The organism is Kiritimatiellia bacterium (genome assembly GCA_025054615.1).
Lineage (GTDB): Bacteria > Verrucomicrobiota > Kiritimatiellia > CAIVKH01 > CAIVKH01 > JANWZO01.
The window spans coordinates 15,741-39,560 of record JANWZO010000021.1 but is presented as its reverse complement, the minus strand read 5'-3'; the positions used below and the strand labels follow the sequence as shown (position 1 = coordinate 39,560).

Below are 23,820 nucleotides of genomic sequence, written 5' to 3'. Positions count from 1 at the left end.
CGGACCAGTTGGCAGCAGCCCCAAAATGGTTGTTGGTGGCTCCACCGGTCCACCGATTGGTCCGCGTCAGCGGACCGTCTGCGGTGATAAACACAAACGCCGCATAGTTAGTCCCTTGCTCGTCGCTGGCCTCCACCACCAACGTGTGCGCCCCCGTGGAGATGTTGGGAACCGTCCACACCCACGGCCGGTTGGTCAGCGTGCCTATCTCGACATCGTTGACAAACAGCGTCATGCGCTTGGCCGCGGTCCATTCCCGTGTGTCGGCCACCACCCGCACCGCGTCCCCGGCGCGAAACCGCTGAAACCTCACTGGTGTCTCGATCACCAGCGGGTTCTGTTTCGGCGCGGGCACTCGCTTCTGATAGGTCGGCTGCGTAGAGGTGAACGCCCGATACGCGCGCGCCGCACCCCGGCTCGGCAACCACGACGCATTCGTCAGCGGCGCCGTGTAGGCGCTGAAGTTGGTCATCGTCGGCCACGACGGCCGCACGACGATCGTGCTGTTCGGATTGACGGGGCTCGGATTGGAGGAGAGGAGTACCCGATCAACCAGCCAGCCATTGGTTATGGGCAGCCACGCCAGCGGCGTGTAACCGGTCGCCGGTACAAAACCCGGATGGCGAAGCCGAATGGCTTCGCTCATCACCGAAAAGCCGAAGTCGTGGCCTTGATTCAAGGTGTCATCATGGCCGGTGTCATAATCGATGGCGAACGAGACCTGCCCTCCGTCCATCAATAGGTACTGATAGGCTTCGTGTTGGACTCTCCACGGATTCGCCGCGCCGTTCCCATCCCGCTCTCCGGGAACGAAGGCGCCGATCACATAGCGGCCCGCAATATTTGTGGCGAGCGGCAAGTGGCTCCAAATACCCGTGTAAGAGGGAGTTCGATAATACTCGTAATCCCAGTAATGGGCTTTATGCGCGACATATCCGATCGTTCGGTCCGAGGCTTCCAGCCCCACATAGTTGGCGGAGAACGCACCAAACGAATGGCCCATGAACATGTAGGGCGCATTGAGCAGATTTGTGCGGCCGGAAATCGCCTCCGCCAGCCGTAAAATGTTCGTAAGGTCCTGGAAAAATTGGGCCCGGTTGTGATTGTCCAGTTCCCAGTTGCCGTCGGTAGCCATCACTGCGAAACGATGAGTACGTGCGAAGTTTTGGACCCAGGGAATTTGCGTCATAAATCTGCGGTCTTCCCCGCTCCCGTTGAAAAACATCAGCACGCCCATGACGCCGGTTGGACCGCATTCTTCGGGCACGTAGAGCCGCAGAGTGTTCGTCAAGAATAATGAGTAATAGAGATTGGTAAACAAAGACTCATAGATCTGGGCATGAATCGACGCTGTCGCCGAGCACCAAACAAGGGCGGCGAGAGAAAGGGCCTTGCGGGGAAATATTCGCTTCATAAGCAAATAACATAAAAAAAACGATTCCGACCGTAATTGACCGGCGGATGTTACAGGTAACGCCGAGGATTCGACGAGTATGCTTGTTGACAAGCGGTCATCCGGCCGGTAGTGGCTCGATTGCCGAGCAACCGCATGCGTCCAAAGATCTCCATTATCATTCCGGCCTATAACGCGGAGCGCTACCTGGCCGAGGCGTTGGAAAGTGCGCTATCGCAGACCTTGCCACCGACCGAAATTATAGTCCTCGATGATGGTTCACAGGATGGAACGGGCGAGGTTGCGCGATCCTTTCCGCCCCCTGTTCGATATGTTCGATTTGAGCATCGAGGGCTGCCCGCGGTCAGAAATGCCGGATTCGCGATGTCGGTCGGCGATTATGTCGTCAACCTGGATGCCGATGACCGCCTTGACCCGAAATTTTTGGAGAAAACCTTTGCGCTTTTGTCGCAACAGGCGGATCCCCAGATTGCCTATTGTTACACCCAGTGCCGTTTTTTCGGTTCAATAGACCGGGTCACCCGTTTTCCACAGTTTGACACCACCCTTCTGCCCATCCGCAATTTTGTCCCGGCCACGACTCTGCTTCGCGGTGAGATCGCACGACGTTTCCGCTATCGGGAGAAGCTCCTCTACCACGAAGATTATGATTATTACATGCAGATGCTTGCCGCCGGTTATCGTGGGGTCCTGCTAGATGAGCCGCTGCTGCTCTATCGCCAGCATGATGCGAACCGAACCCTTCATACCAAAACATGGCTAGCCCATGTGAGGTTTGTCGAGTATCTCATCCGAACATACCCCTCGCTTTATCCGCCGGAAGTTGCTCAAAAAGCGCGAGAACGGGCGCGGGAGAAGACCTTTTTGGGGTTCATCGAGTCCCGTCGCCAGCCGCTGACCCGACGGATGCGATTCAAACAATGGGTTTGGATGATTTCGCACTATCCACGGCACATTGAAAGCTGGCGTCATCTGAGATGTCTTCAGCATCCGTAATGGGGCGAAAAGTAACACTCAATGACCCGATCCTGCCGCTACCGTGGTATTCGCTCGATACGCGATACACGTAGCGATGAAATTCACAGGAGATCAGATATCGGACGTTCGATTTTGAAAAATCACGATTGACGAATTCTTCAGAGCGATCAAAACCTTGCACAGCAAGTGCGAATTCATGCCGATTGCTGATGTGAGCTTGAGGAGGATCGACATGAAATTCTTACTCCTTTCGGCGGTTGTTTTCGCAGTCGGAACAGCCTTTGCAATCAGCGGATATGTGGTGGTCACGGACCTTGACGGTCAACCGGTTCCACCAACGGATCCATTCTATCCACCTACGGGCTTGACAAATGTAGTCTCTGTGGCCGTGCCCTGGACGGCGATGTTTGCGATTAAGGCGAACGGACAGTTGGTTGTTTGGGGCACGGCTAGTAATTGGAATTGGGGGATACTCACGCCGCCTTCATCGGTTTTGGGGACCGCTGTCATCCTCAAGGTTCATGGCATCGCGGCGCATGCAGTGGCGTTGAGAAATGATGGGAAGGTGTTCGCTTGGGGTTACAATGGTATGGGTCGCACAAATGTACCGCCGGCTCTGGACAATGTCGTGGATGTGAGCGCAGGCGGCGAACACACCCTCGCCGTTCGCAACGACGGCACCGTTTATGCATGGGGCAACAACGTGTACGGCCAAACGTCAGTACCGTCTGGACTTGTGAACGTGATCAAAGTGGCCGCCGGAGGGTGGCACAGTGTTGCTCTCAAAAACGATGGAACACCCGCTGTCTGGGGTCTCACCGGAGGCGGCCCAATCACGAATATTCCACCCGAGGCAAGTAATATCACCGAAATTGCATGCACATCAGGTTATACACTCGCTCTGCGTTCAGATGGCCGAATCATCGCGTGGGGTCTGAGTCTTCCCACAAACATAAACTCCCTGAGTAACATCGTTTCGATTGCAGCGGGGTATACAGTTGCTGCCGCTGTGCGCAACGATGGACGGGTAATCGTTTTGGGGTGGCCAAACTACACGAACATCATGATCTTGCCCAACCTAACCAACGTGGTGCGCGTTGCGCTCAACCGAGACCAATTTTATGATAGTATGCCCCCAAGGTTGATTGCGATCGTTGCCCCCTCTTCGCATTTTGATCAAGATGGCGATGGACTTCATAATTGGTGGGAAAGCAATCTCTGCGGCACGGCGACGTGTGCGAATCCGGGCGACGATCCCGATGGAGACGGGTTGTCGAACCTCTCGGAGTTTGAGCTCGGAACCTCGCCTACGCTGGCCGATAGCGACGAAGACAGCTATTCCGACGGCTACGAAGTTCAAACAGGAACCAATCCTCTCGTTTTCGAATCGACGATTCGAGCATTCGTAGATACCGGCGGTGGCACAGAGCTGCTCGCGTGGAGCTCAAAAAGCGGAGAGGTCTACAGCGTCTGGTACAAGACCAATCTACTGAGTGGTCCGTGGACGCTCCTGACCAACGGCATCGCAGCCACGCCGCCGACCAATGTGCTCGGATACGCATTCAAGCATGGACTGGGCCATCACCGCACGATCTACATTCGCATTCAGAAAAATCCCTAGCATGTGTTGAAACGGCGTGATCGCCACCACGCCTCGCGCGTTTTCCCTGCTCCGATCGAAAGGGCGGGGGGTGGAAAATCGCGTTGTTTGCTCAGGCCGCTGAAGGCGGGGCGGCTCCATTGGGGGCCGACAGCAGGCGCTGGTAGATGTCAAAATCTTCCTTGAGAAAACAGCAGAAGATCACATCGAACTCTTCCGGCAGGTGTGGGGCCTCGGCGCGCACGGTCTCCACCGCGATGCGGGCGGCGGCCTCGCGCGGGAAACGATAGGCCCCGGTGCTGATGCAGGGGAAGGCGATCGACCGGCAATGGTGTTCGCGCGCTAGCCTCAGCGCATAACGGTAACACGAGGCCAGTTGTTCGGCTTCGGCGAATTGGCCGCCGCGCCAAACGGGGCCTACGGCATGAATCACATAGCGGGCCGGCAAGCGGTAGCCCTTGGTGATTCGCGCCTCGCCGGTTGGGCAGCCGCCCAGCCGACGGCATTCCTCAAGCAGTTCGGGGCCTGCCGCGCGATGAATCGCGCCATCGACGCCTCCGCCACCCAGCAAGGATGAATTCGCCGCATTGACGATCGCGTCGACCGTTAGGGTTGTAATGTCGCCGTGCTCAATCCGCAATTTCATGGCTTGTCGTTGATAAGGGTAGTGGTCGGTATGCAGAGCTGCAACTGCCTCTTCTTCCGCAGCTCCTCCGGGCGCACGGGCGCCGCGTGCTGAGGGCTTCTAGCGGCGGGTCGAATTACGGCGGAGTGATCAGCGGCCACGCATCTGTGCGAAACGGAAGGAGTGGCAAACCGTTGGCGCCGACCACATTGGCGTCAGGATTTGATTGCCATGCGTACCGCACAGCGACAGGGTCCGAAATGTCCGGGTGATGCACCGCGATTGCGTTCGGAGCCGCCACTCTCGCAAGCGCCCATTTCCAGGTTCGGTTGGAACCGGCAATTTGAAATCCGCGTGGCGCCGCGCCGTCGGTCGTGCGCAATCCAGCTCCGCAGTATCGGAAACGCAGGAGAATGGAGCGTCCTCCGGTCTCGGCGGATTCCCATTCCGGGTGTCGCCAATCGATGTCGGCGCGGCTATACACGGCCGCAAGCGCCCACCCGGCAAGGCGCTCGCCAACCGGTTGCTTTCGGCCCGGGTGAACGTCCAAAGCGTCGCCGAGGTCCATCGCCGAAATTAATCCGATATCGGACAACTCGCGAGATGTCAGCCATTGTGCCTCGCGCAGTTCGGCCCACTCGCTTTCGACCGGCACGGGCTGGGTCGGCATGTAAGAAGCGAGCTGGACAAGCCCGAATGGAAGACGAGGATCGTTCCAAGCGCTGCGTATGGAGGCAATAAAGTCAGGCAGAAGTTTTCGATACCTTTGCGCGCGGCGCACGTCGCTTTCGCCCTGATACCACAAGACACCCCGAAGTGGGTAGCCGATGAGAGGATGGATCATTCCGTTGTACAGCTCGCTAGGCGCGAGGGCGATGGATCCCGTGCGCCAGCGGAGTTCCGCTTCCGGTTTGGCGATCCATATCGACGGAAGGGGGATGGCCTCATCGGGCCGACCCTCCGGATGGAGGTTGCCGGGGGTCATCATACCGCCCTCGCCCCAGTGGTCGAAAACCCGAACGGCGATGACCAGCGTGCCCCCTTGGGTCAGCGAGGCGGGCACCGGATAACAGCGAGGCGTTTTGTAGGCTTCCGGGCACTCCGGTCCCAGCCCGCCCACGCGTTCGCCATTGACGTAGGTTTCGTCGAAATCATCCACCACTCCGAGATTCAGCGTGAGCGGGCGGCCAATCCATTCCTCGGGCAGCCGGATGCGCACGCGGTACCAGACCACCCCGTTGAAATACCAGCCCTGTTGCTGCCATGGGCAGGGCACGCGAAGGGTTTGCCAGAGGCGGTCGTCGAAATCGGGGTCTTCCCATCCGGCGGCTTCCGGCAATCGCGGAAAATAGGGATGGGGCGACATGTTGACCCGCTCATGCGTGGATCTCGCGGCTTCATATTCCGCGACGTGCGAGGCGTATTCAGATCGTTGTTTCAATGTTTCAAGAGACATCCAAGCAAGGATGCTGGTGCCCCCCCAGGCTGAAACGATCAGGCCGACAGGCCGGCCTGTTTCGCGGCGTACGCGCTGGGCAAAATACCAGGCGACCGCAGAACACTTGCCCACGTGGTCCCGAACCCCATGCCGCCATTGTCCGCGCACCGAATCGACCGGCGTCCGCTCATTGGAGCGTTCGACGACGAAGAAACGTGTCCAAGGGTCATTCGCAGATTCCACATCGGATCGAGCATGCGGCAGCAGCTCAAGCTGCCACTCCATGTTCGACTGGCCCGAGCACAACCACACATCGCCGGCGAGGAGGCGGCGGGCCTCGACCGTTTCAGAGGCGCCGGAAGCTGTAAGGTCAAGTTCCTCACCCGCGGGGACGGCGGGAAATTCGACCGTCCATCGGCCGTCTTCTCCAGCGGTCACCCGTGTGCGATGTCGGCCGAGTGAAACCTCAATCGATTCTCGAGGGCGCCCCAGGCCGCGGATCTCAAGGGGCCGGTCCGCCTGGATGATAGCGTGGTCTTGCAACAGAGGATGGAGCCGCAACATGTTTTTCTCGCTCGGACGTTAGGAAGACTGGTGGATCAGCGACCGGCTTGGGGAGACCCCGAGCGAAATGAGAATCAGCCCGCATGCGATGAAGATCGATCCGGCGAAAATGATGAGGGAGGCGGTTCCCCACTGCGCAAAGAGCCCTTCGCAAAATCGGCTGAACCAGTCTAACGGCTTTCCGTCCACCGGGCCGGGGTCCGCCATCAACAGGGCGTTTTCCGGGGCGTTCGGGTCGTAATACACCCAACAACGGTGAAACAACCGCAGGGCGAGCGTGGGTCCGCCATGGCGGCCAATGTGGGAAATAGCGGCATACTCGATTCCGTTCACTGTGTACTGAAAGACCGGCCGAAACACGGTCGAATAGGGTTCACAATGCAGCAAAAAATTCCGTTTGGCTGGCGTGTACGGCTCCCCGCCTCGAATTTGTGAGAAGGAAACCAACCAGTCGCCCTTGTTCTCGCGGACGCGCTGGGGATCGCCAACCATCTCAACGCGGGTGATGACTTCGGAAATTTGCGCCTCGCCAGCCGGATCAGGATGAACGATGCCGTCACGTACGATGAAACGTGGGGGGAGAGTTTTGAGTCCGAAGTAGCCGGTGACAGTTTCCGTTTTCGTGAGTGCAACAACGCGTCGCGGATCATCCGGCCGCCGGGACTCGCGGCGGAGCAGCCATCGGAGCCGTTCGACGTCGTCGAGCGCCGCCTGCCGCAGACGTTGAGCCTCCTTCTCGTTGTCGGGGAGCGGATCCATCGGCTCCCCGTTTCGAAACCTCGCCTGTTGGACCGTCCCGTCGGCGAGCCGCAGGCTTAAATCGACATCGAAGCGGCTCACCACGTCATACCCGCCGCCCCGATGAATCGCCATGCCGTCGATCAAGCCCGCGGTTTTGACGCCTTCTAAACGCAAGCGAAGTTGTTCGCGGTGCAGCCGGATCGACAGCGCAATCAATAGGACGCCGATCAAGGGCAGCGCGGCGAGGCGAAGCAGGTTCATCCTTTCGCCTCCTCAACCGGCTTGAACTGGGTGATGCCGAGCCGCTGAATTTTGCCCGCCTTCACCTGGCGCGCAAAGTACAGAAGGATCGAGCAGCCGATCAGCCCCATCAAGATCATGAACAAGTAGCCGCTGAAGTAATTATAGGTGCCCGGCGGCATAAACAGCTTCGAATACCAGGTTACCCAAAGCCCGATCCCGTTCAAGGTCAGCAGGCGCGTGATGCTTCGCACAAAGTTCAGCCCTGCCTGCGCGGTCCCCATCTTGTCCCTTGGAATGAATTCGTAGATGAGCGGCATCATGGCGATTTGAGAAAGTTGGCTGATCGCCGACATGCATTGCCCAAAAAAGATGATTTGCGCAATCGAGGGCCGCTGGTCAGGCAGGATGAACTGCACAAATACGTAATACGCAATTTGAAACAGCAACTGGCCGATGACGCCGATCGAAAACATCGTGAGCCGGCTCATTTTGTCCGAGATGATGCCGACCAACGGGATGATGATGGCCAGATTGATGATTCCGCCGACGAATATATTGGTCCCCATGTCCTGTTTCGAATAGCCCCATTGCTCCGTCATTAGCAACGGATCAATCGCGCCAAGGCCGGTCTGCATGAGGATGATCGAAAAGACGAGCAAGTAAACGGGCCACAAGGTCTTTTCGCCGAATAATGAGCGCATGGCGCCTGTAAAACCGCCACCATAGTCGGGCGGCGGAGGCGTCAGTGGCTTTCGTTCCCTTACGAAAAGGCCGAGAAAAATCGCGCAGAAGAGGATGCATGTGGCGCCCCACCAATAGATCAGTTGCTCTCCTCGGAACGTGAATCCCGCCCCGTGAAAAACATCATCAAAGCGTCCAGTGATCACAATCGCGTTGATCATGATGGCCGCGTTGAAAAACCACTGGCCGATCGCTGCCGCGCGTCCGCGCTGCTGAGGAGGGATGATCTCCATTAATAACGTGTCGAAGGTTGATCCGACGTCCCAGAAAATTAGATAGAGGACCACGAGAAGACCCATCGGTACGGCGCTTCCGGCCAGGGGCAAAAGAAACAAGACGACCGCAAGGACCACAAACGATGCGAGAATAAAGGGGAGCCGTCGCCCGAAGCGCGTCCAGATCCGGTCGCTGTAATAGAGGCAGGGCGCGGCGACGAGCATGTTAAACAGCACGTCGAGGCTCGACACGGAATTGATGATTAGCGGCGATTCGATGAACTTCCGCATCGTGAAGGTCATGCTGCCGGCGGCGAAGATCACAAAAATCCGCGTCTGCTGCAGCGCAACCAGCAGAAGAATCCATCGCCATGGAATCTGTTTGTGTTGGGATTCGATCAACAACATATTGATCATCATACGGACGCCGAGTCCGACTTACGATTCAATTCGGGTTATACTGGTAAGCTAACGGACTAGGTCGGCTCCGCCCTTTGGTGGGTCCTGAACTCAACAAACGCTCTCGACCTCGCTCGGTCGTTATCCCTAGAATCATTTCATGAAGTATCAATCTGTTTTGCTCGCAGTTGTCTTCCCTCTGCTGGCCACCGCCCAGCCCGTTCCCACGGATCAAGGTCCGACCGAGCCGCTGAGCGCAACGCGCGGTCGGATTGTGTTGAACGGCTTATGGAAATTCCAGCCGGCCATTGGCGATGCGGAAAAACAGCCCACCGATGACTGGGGACTCATGCCGGTGCCGGGCATGTGGCTGTCGGAAGGCCATTCGGGCGGGCGCCCCCCGCGGATTCGGCAGCGCGGCACTGGAGAAATTTGGAAGGTGTTTGGCGGAGGGGATCGTGCCAAAGACCTGCGGCGCGGCTGGTATGAGCGAGCCATCGTGGTGCCGGAAGCGTGGCAGGGCCGGCGGGTGTTGCTCGATTTTCGCCGTGTCAGCACGGATGCCCGGGTCTGGGTGAACGGACGCCCCGCAGGTGAGGTGGCGTGGCCCTACGGCCGTGTCGACATTACGGAGCTCGCGGCGCCCGGCGCGACTTCCCGGGTCAGGGTTCTCGTGATCGCGGAGCCTGACGAGGGCACCGAGATCGACTGGATGGGTTATGCTACCGATCTGGAGACGCGACGCCGCGCGCGCGTCGAGTCCGCGGGCCTCATTGGCGAGGTCTTTCTGGTTAGCGAACCGCGCGGCGCCGCCGTCAGTGACGTCTTTGTGAAGACGTCAACCCGGAAGAAAACCATCGCGCTCGATATCGAGCTGACCGGCGTTCGCCAGGCCGGACCTGTCGCGCTCACCGCCCGCATGCTGGCGCCGGACGGCCGGGAGGAACGCGTGTTCACTGCGACGCAAATGGTGGCGGCCGCCGCCGTTCAAAAGATTCGCGCTGAGTGGGAATGGCCCGATCCGCGTTTATGGGACGTCGGACGCCCGGAACTCTACGATCTCTTGCTCGCCGTCGAAGGGCCTGGCATCCGCGATGAATACCGCCAGCGATTTGGGTTTCGAGAGTTTTGGATCGAGGGCCGCTCGTTTTACCTCAACGGACGAGAGATCCGGCTTCGGCCTCAGTTGATGAACGAGAGCTTTGTGGTGGAAGAGATCGACGGCGTTCTGCGCGGCGCTCTCGATTTCGGATTCAACATTCTGCAACTCTGGCCAAACGACCACAACAGGCGGGGCAGTCCGTTCGGTCACCGCGAACTGATCGCGGAGCGCGCGGATGAAATCGGCATGCCGCTGATGGGGCCGGTTATTGGCATGCAGCGATTTATCCTCGGCGAAAAAAGCGAAATCATCTGGGATCAGCCCGGCGTCAAAGAGCGCTATCGCCGCACGATGGAGGCGGAATTGCGCCGCTTCCGAAATTATCCCTCGATTTTGATCTGGGGCACCACTGGCAACTTCTTCAACCAGCACGCCGACCAAGACCCTCGGATGATCGGCCAGCGTACGGGTTTCCCGCGCAAAAACATACATCCGCCCGGCGAAGAGGGGTTGGCGATGATCCGGGCCGCCGACCCGACCCGTCCGGTCTTTACTCACGCCGGAAACTTCATGGGCGACATTTATACGATCAACCACTATCTGCTGATGGCACCACTCCAGGAGCGCATCGAGTGGTTGAGCGATTTCGTCAAATTCGGGGTCATGCCCTACATTGGGATCGAATTCGGCACGCCATTGCACACCACCATGATGCGGGGCCGCAAGCCATTTAGTCTGGCCCAGCAGAGCGAACCGTGGCTGACGGAATTCTGCGCGATTTATCTCGGTCCCGATGCGTACCGAAAGGAAACCGAGATTTATCGCAGCATGATCGCCAGCAAATTCATCGGAAACATGAAATGGGAAAACACCCACCTGGACCCCGCAATTGAGCACAATCCAGTTTTTCATGAGTTGCAGCGGCTGTTCGTCCGAGAAACGTGGCGCCACTGGCGCGCGGCCGGCGTTACCGGCGGCATGATCCCCTGGGCGCTCGATGCGCAGGGGTTTGCGGGTCGACCGCCGGAGAATCTTCCGCTATCCCCGACCCCGGGCCGTCGCGGTGCATGGGCAGAATCCATCAATGCCCGCCGAGCGGGCTATTTGAGGCCCGACGCCGGCTGGGAACCCCTGGGCATGGCCCAGGCGTTGAAGGAAAACAACGGACCTACCCTTGCGTGGATTTCCGGCAGTCCACTCTACGATCAGACTCACCTATACCGGCCGGGCGAGACCATCTTCAAACAAGCCGTTTTCATCAACGACACGCGTGAGGAGCAGCCGTGGGAGGCCACATGGTCCCTCGTGATCGGCGACCGCGTGGTCGAGGAAAAATCGGCAACCGGAGTGATCGCATCGGCGCAGACGCTCCGCGAACCGATCCGATTCCGGGTGCCGGCCCTTCGCGGCAGCAGCGCTCTGGACGCGAGACTCGTTCTCAAAGCCAAAATCGGTGGGATCGAACATCGGGACGAATTCGCCATTCGCATCCACGCTGCGCCGCCTGCGCCGAAGACGAAAGAAGTGCTGGTGTGGGATCCCGTCGGCAAAACGAAAAACTGGCTGGAATCGATGGGGATCAAGGCGGTCGACTGGGATGGAACCAGATCGTCCCCGCTTCCACTCGTGATCGGTCGGGAAGCCTTTACGGCGCCGGGCGCGCGGCCGCCTGGCGACTTTGCAGCATTCGTTCGCAACGGCGGGCGCGCCCTGATGATGTCCCAACACCCCGATTGGCTCCGCCGCAATGTCGGTTTTCGTGTGTCGAGACACGTAACCCGCCGCGTGTTTCCCGTGCAGCCCGGCCACCCCTTGTTCGAGGGGTTGACGACCGACGATCTGCGCGATTGGCGGGGGTCTGGCACATTGCTCGATCCGTATCCGGTTTACCCGAAGGACATGACCCCCTATTCCGTCTGGCGCTGGGGCAATCGGCATTCCGTCGCCAGCGCGCCGGTCGAAAAACCACACTTCAGCGGCTGGCGCCCCCTGATGGAATGCGAGTTTGACATGGCCTACACGCCGCTGATGGAGCTGGATTACGGGAGAGGGCGGCTGACGTTCTGCGCACTTGACCTCGAGGACCAGGCGCCGGCCGATCCGGTCGCTGAACTGCTTTCGCGGCGCATCCTGGATCGGGTCGCCACTGCGCCCGCATCGCCGAGAGTGGGGCCAGTGAGCTATCTCGGCGGGCCCAGCGGCAAGGCGCTCCTCGATGAACTGGGGGTCCTGTATACGCCGGCAACCGCGCTTCCCGATCAGGCCGGCGTTGTCGTGATCGGACCCGGAGCGCCCGTGGACGAGACGTCCCTGAACGCTTTTCTCGAGCGCGGGGGCCGCGCGCTAATCCTGCCGGCGGCCGCAGCCGCCGAGGATCATTTCGGCGCCAAAATCACCGTTCGAGAGCGGTTTCATGGGGCCGATGAGCCGCCGCCCCCTGCCGAAACCGCGTTGGCCGGAATTGGCATTTCCGACCTTCACTTCCGCACCCATCGAAACCACCCCGTCTTAGCGGAAGGCGGAAACGATTGGTCGTCGTTGCTTTCGGTGAAACGCGTCGGTCGAGGGGTCGCCGTTTATTCCCAGCTCGACCCTGCCGCGCTGAATGCGGAGAAAAATCAGTATTTCCGCCTTACGCGTTGGCGCCAACTGCGCGCGACCGCGCAAATTCTCGCCAATCTGGGCGCCATGTTCAGGGCGGATGAACGCATTTTCCGTCCGCTGCCCACTCGAATCTCTCTTGCGGGACCGTGGAAAGTGAAAATCACCAAACCGCTTCCGGCAGTGCATTGGGATCAAGCCCATCCCGACCCTGGAATTTCCCCCGAGGCGCAGGCGATGGTCCGGCCGGACTACGATGATTCCGGCTGGGACACCTTCAATCTGCCCGGGTGGTATCCGCCCCTCACGGAGCAAAGCGGTGAGGTGGTCTGGCGGCGCGTCGTGGAAATCCCGCCGGAATGGGAAGGCAAGGTACTCGTCGTGAATCCGGGCCGCATCAAAAGTTATGACACGACATTCTGGAACGGCCGGCCGATCGGCTCCACCGACGCCTCCCAGAAAGACGCATGGAATTATCCGCGCAGCTATCGAATCGCCGGCGAGTACGTCAAGGCGGGACCGAATGTGCTGGCCGTGCGCCAGTTCGCGCCTGACCGTGAGGGCGGCATTCACGGGCGGGAGGAAGAGATGTTCATCCGCGCGATGATTGCGCAGGATCAGGCCCCGCCTCTGTACGCGACCGATTACCGCGATGATTTCGAGGACGGCGACGAGCCGTATCGTTATTACCGCTGGTAAGCCGCAGCCGCCGCCGGACGGCATGCCATTCTTGGATCGGCGCCATTCCGACCACAGGCAGCCGGGTTGATTGCATTCCCGACCGGCGAATAGTGAAGGGAATTTGAACCGCGCTAGATTTGATCGCGGATCTGGGCGAGTGAGAAGCCGCGGGATTTCTACGCAATCCAGGCGTTCTCAGATGGCAGGAGCCAACCGGCGCGGCCTGGCAGGGCCGGAATCAGTCGAGTGAATCCTCAGGCGGCGCCGAGAAATGCCTCGGCATTTTTCGGACCAGAAAGTCGGCGAACAAGACTATCGCCGCGAGAATGACCAAGATCGCCAAAATCCATATAAGAATGGCGAGCACGTTGGAGCCGGAGCCGGCCTCCGGCGGCGCAGTGACCAGCGTAAACAGACGGGCGAAGAACACCGCGGCCGCGATGCGGTTCAAACAGGCGAGCCCTTTCTGGAAGAGCAGGCGCCTTGCGCTAGGGTGTTGGGGTTGCGTTCCGGCCAGTAACCGCAAGAGAGTTGAAAACACGATGAATAGGAACAGCAGGCCCGTGTCTAGCGCCGTCGCCGGCAGTCCGAGGCCGAGGATTGCGAACCAGAGTAGGCCGACAGCAAGAATCACAAACCAGCCCTGCAGGACGATGACCACGGGGGGAAACAGGTCATTTAATCGGGCGGCGATCCAGCGGCCCCACCGGGTGGCCGGCGCCTCGAATTGCAGGTTGCGGACGCCCCACAGAAACAGGATGCCAGAGAGGGCCAGTCCCGCATTTGCCAACAAACCGGGCCCGATGTGGGGATGGTACGCCCTGGCGAGGTATAACGCGATCAGCAACGGCACCAGCCCCATCGCGAGGGTCCGCCTGTAGTGCTCCCTGCACCTCCGATGGCTCGGCCGGAGCTCATTGTAATACAGAGGGTTCATGCTGATCGCGAGATCCGTAGTCGCGGCCGCGCGCAACGCCCTAGCATATGCGGATCTCGAGAACGGAACACGCGAAATCACGCCCCCGAATCGCATGGTCGGTGGGCAGTCGCGAGGTTGTCAGCGTGGGGGACAATCGTGCTAAATCGGTCCCGAAGCCGTTTCGCGGACCGGAGTCAGCCAGCGTGAAGGAATTTAGGTCCTTGGATTGGAGTACGCCCGTCCAATATCTCAAAGGCGTGGGTGCGAACCGCGCGGCGCTCCTTGCGCGGCTGGACATTCACACGGTCCGCGATCTGTTGCTCACACTCCCGCGCCGCTACGAGGATCGCCGCACATTCCGGCCCTTGCGCGACCTGCAACACGGGGAATGGGCCGCCGTACACGTTCAGGTATCTCGGGCGGACTGGAAATCCATCGGCGCCGGGAAGGGGCACTTCGACGCGATCGTGTCCGATGCGACCGGGGTCGCGCGCTGTCGCTGGTATAACGCGCCTTACCTAAAGGACCAGCTCGCGCCGGGGGTCCGTCTGATTTTGTACGGTCGCGCCGTGAGGTCACGAGGCGCGCTCCTCCTCGAACATCCGGAACTGGAGCGCGTTCACGACGGGGAAAGCGACCTGCTCAATATCGGGCGTATTGTGCCCGTCTATCCTTCGACGGAACAACTGGGCCAGCGGGCGCTCCGCCGAATGGTGTGGAATGCGCTCGAAATCTATTCGCCCGGACTGGAAGACCCCCTACCGGAGTCGACAAGGCTTCGATGGCAGTTGCCGGAGCTGCGCCGGGCTCTTCGCGAGGTGCACTTTCCAGATGAGTTGGAACAGGCGGCGAGGGCTCGCGCCCGCCTCGTGTTTGAGGAGTTTTTGTGCATGCAACTGGTGTTAGCCGCCAAAAAAAGGCGGTTGGAGCGCGAAGTTGAAGGTCGCCCCATTCAGGCTGCCGGCAGGCTCCGCGAACAGCTCCTCGCCTCACTGCCGTTCACGCTGACAGAAGATCAGCGCCGCGCGCTCTCCGAAATCCTCTCCGATATGGCCCGGCCACACCCGATGCACCGCCTACTGCAGGGCGATGTCGGGTCCGGCAAAACCATCGTGGCGGCCTGCGCCGCCGCGGACGCCATCGAATGCGGCTTGCAGGTCGCCATGATGGCGCCCACGGAATTGCTGGCCCAACAGCACGCGCGAACCTTTGAAAGATACTTGCATCCACTGGGCATCCGGTCGGCGTTGCTGATTGGAAGCCTCGGTGAGCGGGAAAAGGCCTTGGTTCGCCAGCAGGTGGCGGAAGGTCGGATCCATCTGGTCGCTGGCACTCATGCCCTGATTCAGGAGCAGGTCGAATTCCGGGAACTCGGGCTGGTCATTATCGACGAACAGCACAAGTTCGGAGTAGAACAACGCGGGCGGTTGTACAGAAAAGGCACGCAGCCTCACGTGCTGGTCATGACGGCGACCCCTATCCCGCGGACCCTCGCGATGACATGGTATGGCGATCTCGATGTAACCATCATTCGGCAGAAGCCTCCGGGCCGCCAGCCGCCTGAAACACGGGTGATCCGCTCCCAGCAGCTTCCGTTGGCCTACGACTTTATTCGCAAACAGGTGGCGAAGGGGCGCCAGGCGTACGTGGTTTACCCCTTGGTGGAAGAGTCGGAACAACTCGAGGTTCGCGCGGCTACGCAAATGTTCGAGGAGCTGCGGGCCGGCCCACTCGCCGGACTGCGCCTCGGGCTGGTTCACGGAAGAATGTCGCCTGCCGAGCGAGACATCGTGATGGAGAAGTTCCGCCGAGGCGAGATCGACGTGGTAGTCTCGACCACCGTCATTGAGGTGGGTGTGGATGTCCCCAACGCCACGGTAATGCTGATCGAACATGCGGAGCGTTTCGGTCTGGCCCAGTTGCACCAGCTCCGGGGGCGGATCGGGCGCGGAGAGAACAAGTCCTTCTGCATTCTTCAGGGCGATCCGAAAACCAAAGAGGCCTGGAAACGTCTGAAAGTGCTGGAGCAAACGCATGACGGTTTCCGGATCGCCGAAGAAGATTTTCGGATCCGCGGGATGGGAAATTTGTTAGGCCGCGAGCAAAGCGGTGCCATGCTGTTCCGGAACGCGGACCCTCTTCAGGACGTCGCGCTGCTCGAATCAGCCCGCAGAGAGGCGTTCCGCCTCATCGATGAGGACCCGCACCTGCAGCGGCCGGAACATCAACGGCTGCGAGAGGCCGCTCGCGCGCTGTACCGCGCGGCAGAGCCATTCGTGAAAGTCGGTTGAGGGCCACGGCGGTTAGCTGCCCTCCGGAAGGCCAAGAAATTCGCAGACACCTCGCAGATCGTCGACAACAGGTGCGCCAAGCGGCTCGAGCTTCTCGCGGGGGTGATAGCCGTCGGCCACCAAAAGGCAAAGGCAACCCATCGCCCTCGCCACCTCAAAATCATGCCTCGTATCGCCTATGAGAAGGACCTCCGACGGGTTAAGGCGACGACGCTGAATCCATTCGCGGCCCTGGTCGAGTTTGCCATGGGCATACACGTTGTCACTGCCCACGACATCTTCGAAAAAATCGCGCACGCCTTTTTCCGCAAGAAGAGTTTCAAGGGTACCGGCGTGATAGGCCGACAGCACATGCTGTGCGAACCCCGCCCCCTTCAACGCCGCCAAAGTCTCCCGCGCCCGCGGCTGAAGCGGCGCCTCGGACCGGCGCGCCTCATAACGCCGGATGAATTCCGCGCCGACCACGTCGAACGGATCCCGCGAGAAATCGAAGCCGAGCCGCCGGTAGTATTCGATCACCGGGAAATCAAACAACCGCCGGTATCTCGCCTCGTCCAACAGCGGTAGCCCTCGCTCCGCCAAAAGTCCGTTCATAATCTCGATGCATAACGCGGTGTCGTCCAACAACGTCCCGTTCCAGTCCCAAACTACATGTTGAATTTGAGGAGGAGTCGTCATGGCCTCAGTACAAGGTAGCATCTTCGCGGCCGTGGCTCAGCATCGGCGCCGAATCCTCCATCCGAGCTTTCGCTGATGTGGGTTGTTTAGCAGAGTTCAAACGATTTCTGCGGGACATTCGCCGAACCGCAGGACAGTCCTACTGCTGGCGCACGGCCGCGGAGCCGATAATTGTCTGCATATGGTTCGCATCCTGTGTTTGCACGGGTTTCTCGGCAGTCCGGGCGACTGGGGGCCCTTGGTGGACCGATTGAGGCGTGGATCTCATCGGACGCGGGACGCGTCGCGCTCCTGTTGTGCGGCGGGACCCGGCGGGGAACGATAATCGATGCCACTATGTTCGAGGGCCTTCCGCCGGATGCAGAACTGCATGCGGAAGAAGTGTTCGGTCCCGTCGTAATTTGGGAACGGGTTCTGGATTTCGCTTCTGCGCTTGATCGCATCAATGCGAGTCGATTCAGGCTTCAAGCTGGCGGTTTCGCCCGGAATCTGGATCGCGCGCTCACCGCGTGTACGCGTTGGTATTCGGGGGCATCCGTATCAAAATACCTTCATGGCGCGCCAATCACACGCTGTATGGCGGAGTAAATGACTGCGGATTCGGTCGCGAAGGCGGATAATTTGCGGTCGAAGAAACGACGGAAATCGGTATGTTCGTTGTGCGGCGGCGCTATCCGTCAACCCTCGCCGTGATCTGCGCGCGGCGGGCGTTTATCGCGGATTACAACGAGGATATATGAACCATGAAGGTACTCATATACGACACACATTCGTATGACCGTGAATTTCTCGAAGCGGCCAATCGCGGACGGCACGAACTCGTGTTTACCAGCGCTCAACTCGACCTTCAAACCGCGGCGCTGGCGAACGGGTTTCGCGCGATCTGCACCTTTGTCAACGACCGCGCCACGGAGGCGGTGATTCAACGTTTGGCAAAAGGCGGAACGCAGCTCATCACACAGCGTTCCACCGGATACAATAATATCGATGTTGTCGCAGCGGAAAAGCACGGCATCACCGTGATGCGCGTCGGCTCTTACTCGCCGTATGCAGTAGCTGAATTTGCTGTGGGCCTTTTGCTGGCGCTGAATCGTCGCATCCACCGCGCGTACAACAGAACGCGGGAATTCAATTTCCGGCTGGCGGGATTGCTCGGCCACGATATTCATGGGTCGACCGTGGGCGTGATCGGCACGGGAAAAATTGGGGCCGTATTTGCGAAAATCATGAGCGGATTTGGCTGCTCGTTGGTGGGCTATGACGTGGCACCAAATCCGGCGTGTCTCTCCCTTGGCATGCGGTATGAAGCGTTAGACGTCGTGCTCCGCACCTCGGATATCGTCAGTTTACATGTGCCGTTGCTGCCGGAGACGTATCATCTCATCAATCGCGAAACATTGGCCCTGATGAAGCCGAACGCCTATTTGATCAACACGAGTCGCGGCGGATTGATCGATACCGATGCGTTGATCGACGCGCTTCGCGCAGGGCGAATCGCCGGCGTCGGTCTCGATGTCTACGAAGAGGAAGAAGGCGTTTTCTTTCATGATTTATCCGATCAGGGGATCAACGACGATACGCTCGCTCGCCTGATGACGTTTCCTAACGTGCTCGTGACCGGTCACCAGGCCTTTTTCACACGCGAGGCGATCACCACGATCGCGCAAACCACGATTCAAAATATCTCTGACTTTGAAGAAGGCCGCATAAATGAGAATGTGTTGCGAGCCAGCAAATGAGCGAATGCAGGCGAGCAAAAAACCAGTGGACGATCGCGTGCAGGACCCGCGCGCACCGTCATTCCCTTGGCCTTCTCTATGCGCCTTCTTCTCTCCGCCGGTTGACCGCCGAGAATGAGTGGGAATGTCAAAACTCTATAAACGCGCTCCCCAAACCTGTTGAACATTAGAAATCGTTCGATGTCTGATGACGGCATTCTGAAACTTACAGATGATTAATTGGATAGGCCGTGCCGTCATATTTCCGACGCACCACGCAACCCGTGAGATGGACGTCCACGAGAAAACAAAAGAAGGGGGCTCCGAGTGATCTTCTGGATTCTGGAGAATCGCGACGCGGAGAAGTACTAACCAACAGAGCTCGTTTCCAAAAGTTTGGTCTTCGGTACATTCGTCAAAGCGCGGGGGGCGACGGCATCGGCACGAGAAAGCGGTAAATGGCGTGAAAATCATCATTTGGGTCGATGCGGGAGGATAATCGGTTACGGTGACCACTGGCTCGGTCGCCTTCAACGAGAGCCGAAGGGTTCAGGGGCTGTTTGACTTCATACTGACCCAGGAGATGCCCAAACGAATCATCGGGGACGGGACTCACGACAGGGATCGATTAGACGAGGAAATGGCTGGAAACGGCATCGTGATGATTGCGCCGCATCGATCGAATCGGAGTCAGAGAAGGTCGCGCAGGACGGACGATGGCTGCGGTACGCTGCCCGACGATGGACAGTCAAATGAACGATTATTTGGGTGTCGCACGTTCGCAGCCCTGTGCATCCGCTGAGAGAAGTTCCCCGTTATCTACGAAGATCTGCTTCATCTGACATATACGCTGCTGCTCCTAAAATAGGTTTTGGGTTAGCCTCTAGTCAGAAATGCTATAAATGACATGACCAGGCTGCCTATTTCATGAGCGACGAAAAAGAAAGATGGAGAAGTAGGTCCTCGCCGTGAAGCATGTTGACACCGTGCCGATCCGGGGCGCAGTTTCCTTGATGGTCGTTCGATTTGCCTGTGATCTTGCGACGTTTTGAAACCGTGTCGTCGCGCGACATGTCTTCATCGCCTGTCCGTATTGCGTGAGCCGCCTTCACGCCGCAGCTCGTCATCCGCGAGGGCTTTCCGAGACCGCCACGTCCGATGGCGTGCGCGCTTGCGCCGGTTGACAACTGGCCTTTCGTCGGAGCGTGATTGCGTTTCTTGTAGATGGAATCATCGACCCCGGTGATTTAGATCTGGAGGCAATCTCGGAAGCCGGGGCTGTCGGCTCCAGTGATTCAGACATTGACGAAGATGTTGTAGCCGGCGCCGTTGGCGCCGGAAATTTTTCGAGCTCGCCGAGCTCGGCTACAAGTCAGCGCGTAAATTTCTTTGGCTTATCGAGCTTGCCTCGAGATTAAGTATAAGGCGCTGTAAATTGGGCCAGCGGCGCAGCAACAGGGTTTCTGAAATTATCATAGAAGCCTCTGTCTCCGCGTTTCGCGGTCGACCGGATGTCGCCAGTTCGCGCCAGATGCTTAGCCGCGGACTTCTGCGCAACCCCGGGGGCAGAGTTCGGCACGGACCTCAAGCGCCTAATGCTGCATTGCCGCCGCCTTGTGTCCGGCCGGTTCGGCGCTTATTGTACCTGGCGCCGGGCACATGCCGCACGTGGAACGCCCGGACTTTACGTGGGTACAGATCGAATCGTTCATTTGGAGGTGCGAGAATGGCGACCGGAATCGATTGGAAGCCGGCGGGTACGTACAAGGACATCTTGTACCACAAGGCCGAGGGTATCGCGAAAATCACCATCAACCGGCCCGAGGTCCGGAATGCCTTTCGACCGCTGACTGTCCGGGAGATGATCCACGCCCTGCAGGATGCGCGCCTGGATGAGTCGATTGGCGTGATCATCCTGACGGGGGCAGGGGACAAGGCCTTCTGCTCCGGAGGCGACCAGCGCGTGCGCGGCGATGCCGGCTATCAGGACGAGGCGGGCCAGCACCACCTCAACGTCCTCGATTTCCAACGGGATATCCGGGCCTGCCCCAAGCCGGTGATCGCAATGGTTAATGGCTATGCGATCGGGGGTGGCCACGTGCTGCATGTTGTCTGCGACCTGACGATCGCCTCCGAGAATGCGATCTTCGGCCAGGTCGGTCCGAAGGTCGGCTCCTTCGACGGCGGATTCGGCGCGTCGTATCTCGCGCGCATCGTTGGCCAGAAGAAAGCGCGCGAAATCTGGTATTTGTGCCGGCAGTATACCGCGAAAGAGGCGCTCGAAATGGGGCTCGTGAACGCCGTAGTTCCTCTCGAGCGGCTGGAGGAGGAAACCGTCAAGTGGTGTCGCGAAATTCTTGAAAAATCGCCGCTCGCGATCCGCTGTCTCAAAGCCGCCTTCAATGCCGATTGCGACGGTCAAGCGGGCCTGCAGCAACTCGCCGGAAATGCGACACTGCTGTACTATATGACTGAGGAAGCGCAGGAGGGGAAACGGGCGTTTTTGGAGAAAAGGAAGCCGGACTTTACCAAATTTCCGCGCAGGCCCTGAGGGTCTGCTGAAGGAAGTCGGAAGGCGAGGCCCATGCTGGACGGACTGCTCATTGCGCGCGCGAGTCATTTGGCGATGGACCGTGCACCGTCTTCATTCCTCGCCTCCCAGGTGAAGAGCCAGGCGCATGTCCTCGAGTCGGACCGGAACCGGCCCGCACTCGTCGAGGACGCATTGTGGCGTTTGCTCAAGCCACAGCACGGTTACACCGACGAGGACCTCATCGCTACATTCACCGAACTGGATGTGAGCGATGGCCGTCTCGACGGCCGGGTGGCTTTGAAGACAGCCCCCCAAACGTGCCCATCCTGCGGTCGGACCCTTTCCAAGGGTATGCCGACATGCATTTATTGCGGACAAATTGTGCAGCGGGACCCCTTCGACCGATGAGGGTGACGTGAGGTCGGCGACGGTCTGGATTTCGGCCGCGCGGCCCAAAACCCTGTGGGCTTCGATCGCGCCGGTGATGATGGGGACCGCAATGGCCCAACGCGCCGGCTCGTTGGACTGGCCCTCGGCCCTGTGTGCGTTGGCCAGCGCGCTCTTTATTCAGATCGGCACGAACTACTGCAACGATGTCGCCGATTTCCTGAAGGGCGCAGATACCGAATCGCGCCGCGGCCCGACCCGCGCGACCGTGTCCGGGCTCGTCACACCGCGCCAGATGATAGCCGCGACAGCGATTGCCTTTGTCCTGTCTGCTGTTTTTGCCGCCTACCTCATATGGCGCGCGGGCTGGCCTCTGGCTGTGGTCGGCGTTTTGTCGATCGCATCTGGAATCCTCTATACGGCCGGGCCGAAACCTCTTGCCTACGTGGGTTTAGGCGACGTCTTTACGCTGATCTTTTTCGGTCCGGTTGCCGTGGCGGGTTCGTATTACGTCCAGACGCTGGAGTGGTCGTGGACGCCCGTTGTTGCGGGGCTTGCTCCGGGACTGCTCTCCATGGCGATCCTGACCGTGAACAATCTTCGGGACATCGAAACGGACGCGAGAGCCGGCAAACGAACCCTTGCCGTACGGTTTGGCGCCGGATTCGCAAAGTGGGAATATACCCTTTGTATCGTCGGTGCCGCGGTGGTGCCTCTTGTGCTGGTCGCATACATGGGCGCTCCGCCAAATGCCACTGCAGCCACTGTGATTGTGTTTGCCGCGATTCCCGCCATTCGAACCGTTTGGGGCGAATCGAATGCAGCTCTGCTGAACCATGTTCTCGCCTACACGGCCCTGTTGATGCTCGCCTTCGCGATGCTCTTCTCAATCGGGTGGAACCTGTGAAGGTCGCGCATTTCGAAGTCCGGCCGTACCGCCTGGGACTCGCCAAGCCGCTCGTTTTGCGAGCGGGCGAGCTGCGAACCAGGGACGGGGCGCTTGTCCGCGTGATTTCGGAATCCGGCGCGGAAGGGTGGGGCGATTGCGCGCCGCTGCCGAGCTTCAGCCCGGAATCTCTTGACCAGGCAATGCAGGACCTGAACGCGTGCCTCGACTCGGTGAAAGGTGCTGAAATTCGGTCGTTTGATGAGTTGGCGGCGTGGGCGCAGTCGATTGGGGGTGTGTGTTCCTCCGCGCGGTTCGCTGCGGAGAGCGCGTTGGCGTCCGCCGCTGCAGCCGAGGCAGGGGAATCGCTGGCGGGCTGGCTTTTGGGCACTCACTCGGACATCTGCCTAGTTTGCGCGCTTGCAGCCGGTCCACCGGATACATGGGCGGAGGCCGCCTACTGGGCCTCGGCGGACAAATTTCGCGTGTTGAAAATCAAGGTGGGGCGCGCAGCCATGCGTCGTGAAATCTCGGCGATTTTCGAGGCTGTCTCTGCCGCTCCGACCTTGCGGTTCCGGCTGGACGCCAACCGGGCGTGGACCGCGGAAACCGCCTTGTCGTTCGCGCGGGAGATCTCTACCGCGCCGGTCGATTATTTGGAGGAGCCTTTTTCCGGCGCCTTCCAACCGCCAGACGGTTGGCCCGGCGAAATTCGGCTGGCGCAGGATGAAAGCCTTTGGACCGATGGCGATCCAGCGCCGCCGACGCCGCCCGTGGCGGCCTGGATCCTAAAGCCGACCCTGGCAGGCGGGTTGATCCGCGCTGTTCGACTCGCGTTGCGAGCCAAACGCGCGGGCTGCGAGGCGGTGTGGAGCTCGGCCTACGAATCCGGAGTCGGAATCCGCATCCTGGGAGAGATCGGCGGGGCCCTGGGCGGTTTTGCGGGCCTTGACACGCTGCGCGCGCTCCAGCGTGATCTTCTAGAACCGCCGCTCTCGTTTGTTGACGGTGCGCTGGATCTGCGCGCAGCGCGGCGAAGTGTGGTAGATTGGTAAGGGAGCCGAGG

16 protein-coding genes are annotated in these 23,820 nt (G+C 59.6%); 9 read left to right on the top strand and 7 right to left on the bottom strand.

Annotation, left to right across the window (positions count from 1 at the left end; genetic code table 11):
• The coding region (locus NZ740_09235) for a hypothetical protein (GenBank protein MCS6772191.1) at positions 1–1,414 on the bottom strand (1,414 nt) is incomplete at its 3' end.
• A gap of 135 nt (positions 1,415–1,549) precedes the next feature.
• On the opposite strand from NZ740_09235, the gene NZ740_09230 reads away from it, so the two are divergent.
• Both NZ740_09230 and NZ740_09225 read left to right on the top strand, forming a co-directional pair.
• On the top strand, positions 1,550–2,410 hold the full coding sequence (locus NZ740_09230) for a glycosyltransferase family 2 protein (protein MCS6772190.1): 861 nt from the start codon (positions 1,550–1,552) through the stop codon (positions 2,408–2,410).
• A 214-nt stretch (positions 2,411–2,624) separates the two neighbouring features.
• A complete protein-coding gene (locus tag NZ740_09225; protein MCS6772189.1) occupies positions 2,625–4,013 on the top strand; it encodes a hypothetical protein in 1,389 nt (462 codons plus the stop codon).
• 91 nt (positions 4,014–4,104) lie between these two features.
• Here NZ740_09225 and NZ740_09220 read toward each other — a convergent pair whose 3' ends face one another.
• The 4 genes from NZ740_09220 to NZ740_09205 form a co-directional block, all read right to left on the bottom strand.
• The gene (locus NZ740_09220; protein ID MCS6772188.1) at positions 4,105–4,638 is read right to left on the bottom strand and encodes an O-acetyl-ADP-ribose deacetylase; all 534 of its coding nucleotides are present in this window, start codon (positions 4,636–4,638) and stop codon (positions 4,105–4,107) included.
• Between the two features lie 115 nt (positions 4,639–4,753).
• Positions 4,754–6,619, bottom strand: a complete 1,866-nt coding sequence (locus NZ740_09215) for a hypothetical protein (GenBank protein MCS6772187.1) — start codon at positions 6,617–6,619, stop codon at positions 4,754–4,756.
• Positions 6,620–6,637: 18 nt separating this feature from the next.
• Positions 6,638–7,621 carry a hypothetical protein gene (locus tag NZ740_09210; GenBank protein MCS6772186.1) on the bottom strand — a complete coding sequence of 328 codons (984 nt, stop codon included), beginning with the start codon at positions 7,619–7,621 and terminating at the stop codon, positions 6,638–6,640.
• Positions 7,618–8,967, bottom strand: coding sequence for an MFS transporter (locus NZ740_09205; protein ID MCS6772185.1), 1,350 nt, complete (start codon positions 8,965–8,967; stop codon positions 7,618–7,620). The genes NZ740_09210 and NZ740_09205 overlap by 4 nt, the downstream gene beginning before the upstream one ends.
• A 151-nt stretch (positions 8,968–9,118) precedes the next feature.
• Between NZ740_09205 and NZ740_09200 the strand changes: the two genes are divergently transcribed.
• Positions 9,119–13,360 carry a beta-galactosidase gene (locus NZ740_09200; protein ID MCS6772184.1) on the top strand — a complete coding sequence of 1,414 codons (4,242 nt, stop codon included), beginning with the start codon at positions 9,119–9,121 and terminating at the stop codon, positions 13,358–13,360.
• A 220-nt stretch (positions 13,361–13,580) separates the two neighbouring features.
• Here the strand turns inward: NZ740_09200 and NZ740_09195 are convergent, their stop codons facing one another.
• Positions 13,581–14,279: a hypothetical protein gene (locus NZ740_09195; GenBank protein ID MCS6772183.1), complete on the bottom strand. Its 699-nt coding sequence runs from the start codon at positions 14,277–14,279 to the stop codon at positions 13,581–13,583.
• Positions 14,280–14,464: 185 nt separating this feature from the next.
• Here NZ740_09195 and recG point away from each other — a divergent pair, with 185 nt between their 5' ends.
• Positions 14,465–16,552, top strand: coding sequence for an ATP-dependent DNA helicase RecG (gene recG / locus NZ740_09190; protein ID MCS6772182.1), 2,088 nt, complete (start codon positions 14,465–14,467; stop codon positions 16,550–16,552).
• Positions 16,553–16,564: 12 nt separating this feature from the next.
• On the opposite strand, the gene NZ740_09185 is transcribed toward recG, so the two are convergent.
• A complete protein-coding gene (locus NZ740_09185) occupies positions 16,565–17,230 on the bottom strand; it encodes an HAD family hydrolase (GenBank protein MCS6772181.1) in 666 nt (221 codons plus the stop codon).
• 743 nt (positions 17,231–17,973) lie between these two features.
• Here NZ740_09185 and NZ740_09180 point away from each other — a divergent pair.
• The 5 genes from NZ740_09180 to menC all read left to right on the top strand — a co-directional run bounded on the left by NZ740_09180 (position 17,974) and on the right by menC (position 23,809).
• Positions 17,974–18,969, top strand: coding sequence for a 2-hydroxyacid dehydrogenase (locus NZ740_09180; protein MCS6772180.1), 996 nt, complete (start codon positions 17,974–17,976; stop codon positions 18,967–18,969).
• Positions 18,970–20,674: 1,705 nt separating this feature from the next.
• A complete protein-coding gene (menB, locus tag NZ740_09175; GenBank protein ID MCS6772179.1) occupies positions 20,675–21,499 on the top strand; it encodes a 1,4-dihydroxy-2-naphthoyl-CoA synthase in 825 nt (274 codons plus the stop codon).
• A gap of 75 nt (positions 21,500–21,574) precedes the next feature.
• Positions 21,575–21,889, top strand: coding sequence for a hypothetical protein (locus NZ740_09170; GenBank protein ID MCS6772178.1), 315 nt, complete (start codon positions 21,575–21,577; stop codon positions 21,887–21,889).
• Between the two features lie 7 nt (positions 21,890–21,896).
• The gene (locus tag NZ740_09165) at positions 21,897–22,775 is read left to right on the top strand and encodes a 1,4-dihydroxy-2-naphthoate polyprenyltransferase (protein ID MCS6772177.1); all 879 of its coding nucleotides are present in this window, start codon (positions 21,897–21,899) and stop codon (positions 22,773–22,775) included.
• Positions 22,772–23,809: an o-succinylbenzoate synthase gene (menC, locus tag NZ740_09160; GenBank protein ID MCS6772176.1), complete on the top strand. Its 1,038-nt coding sequence runs from the start codon at positions 22,772–22,774 to the stop codon at positions 23,807–23,809. The genes NZ740_09165 and menC overlap by 4 nt, the downstream gene beginning before the upstream one ends.
• Positions 23,810–23,820 lie beyond the last annotated feature (11 nt).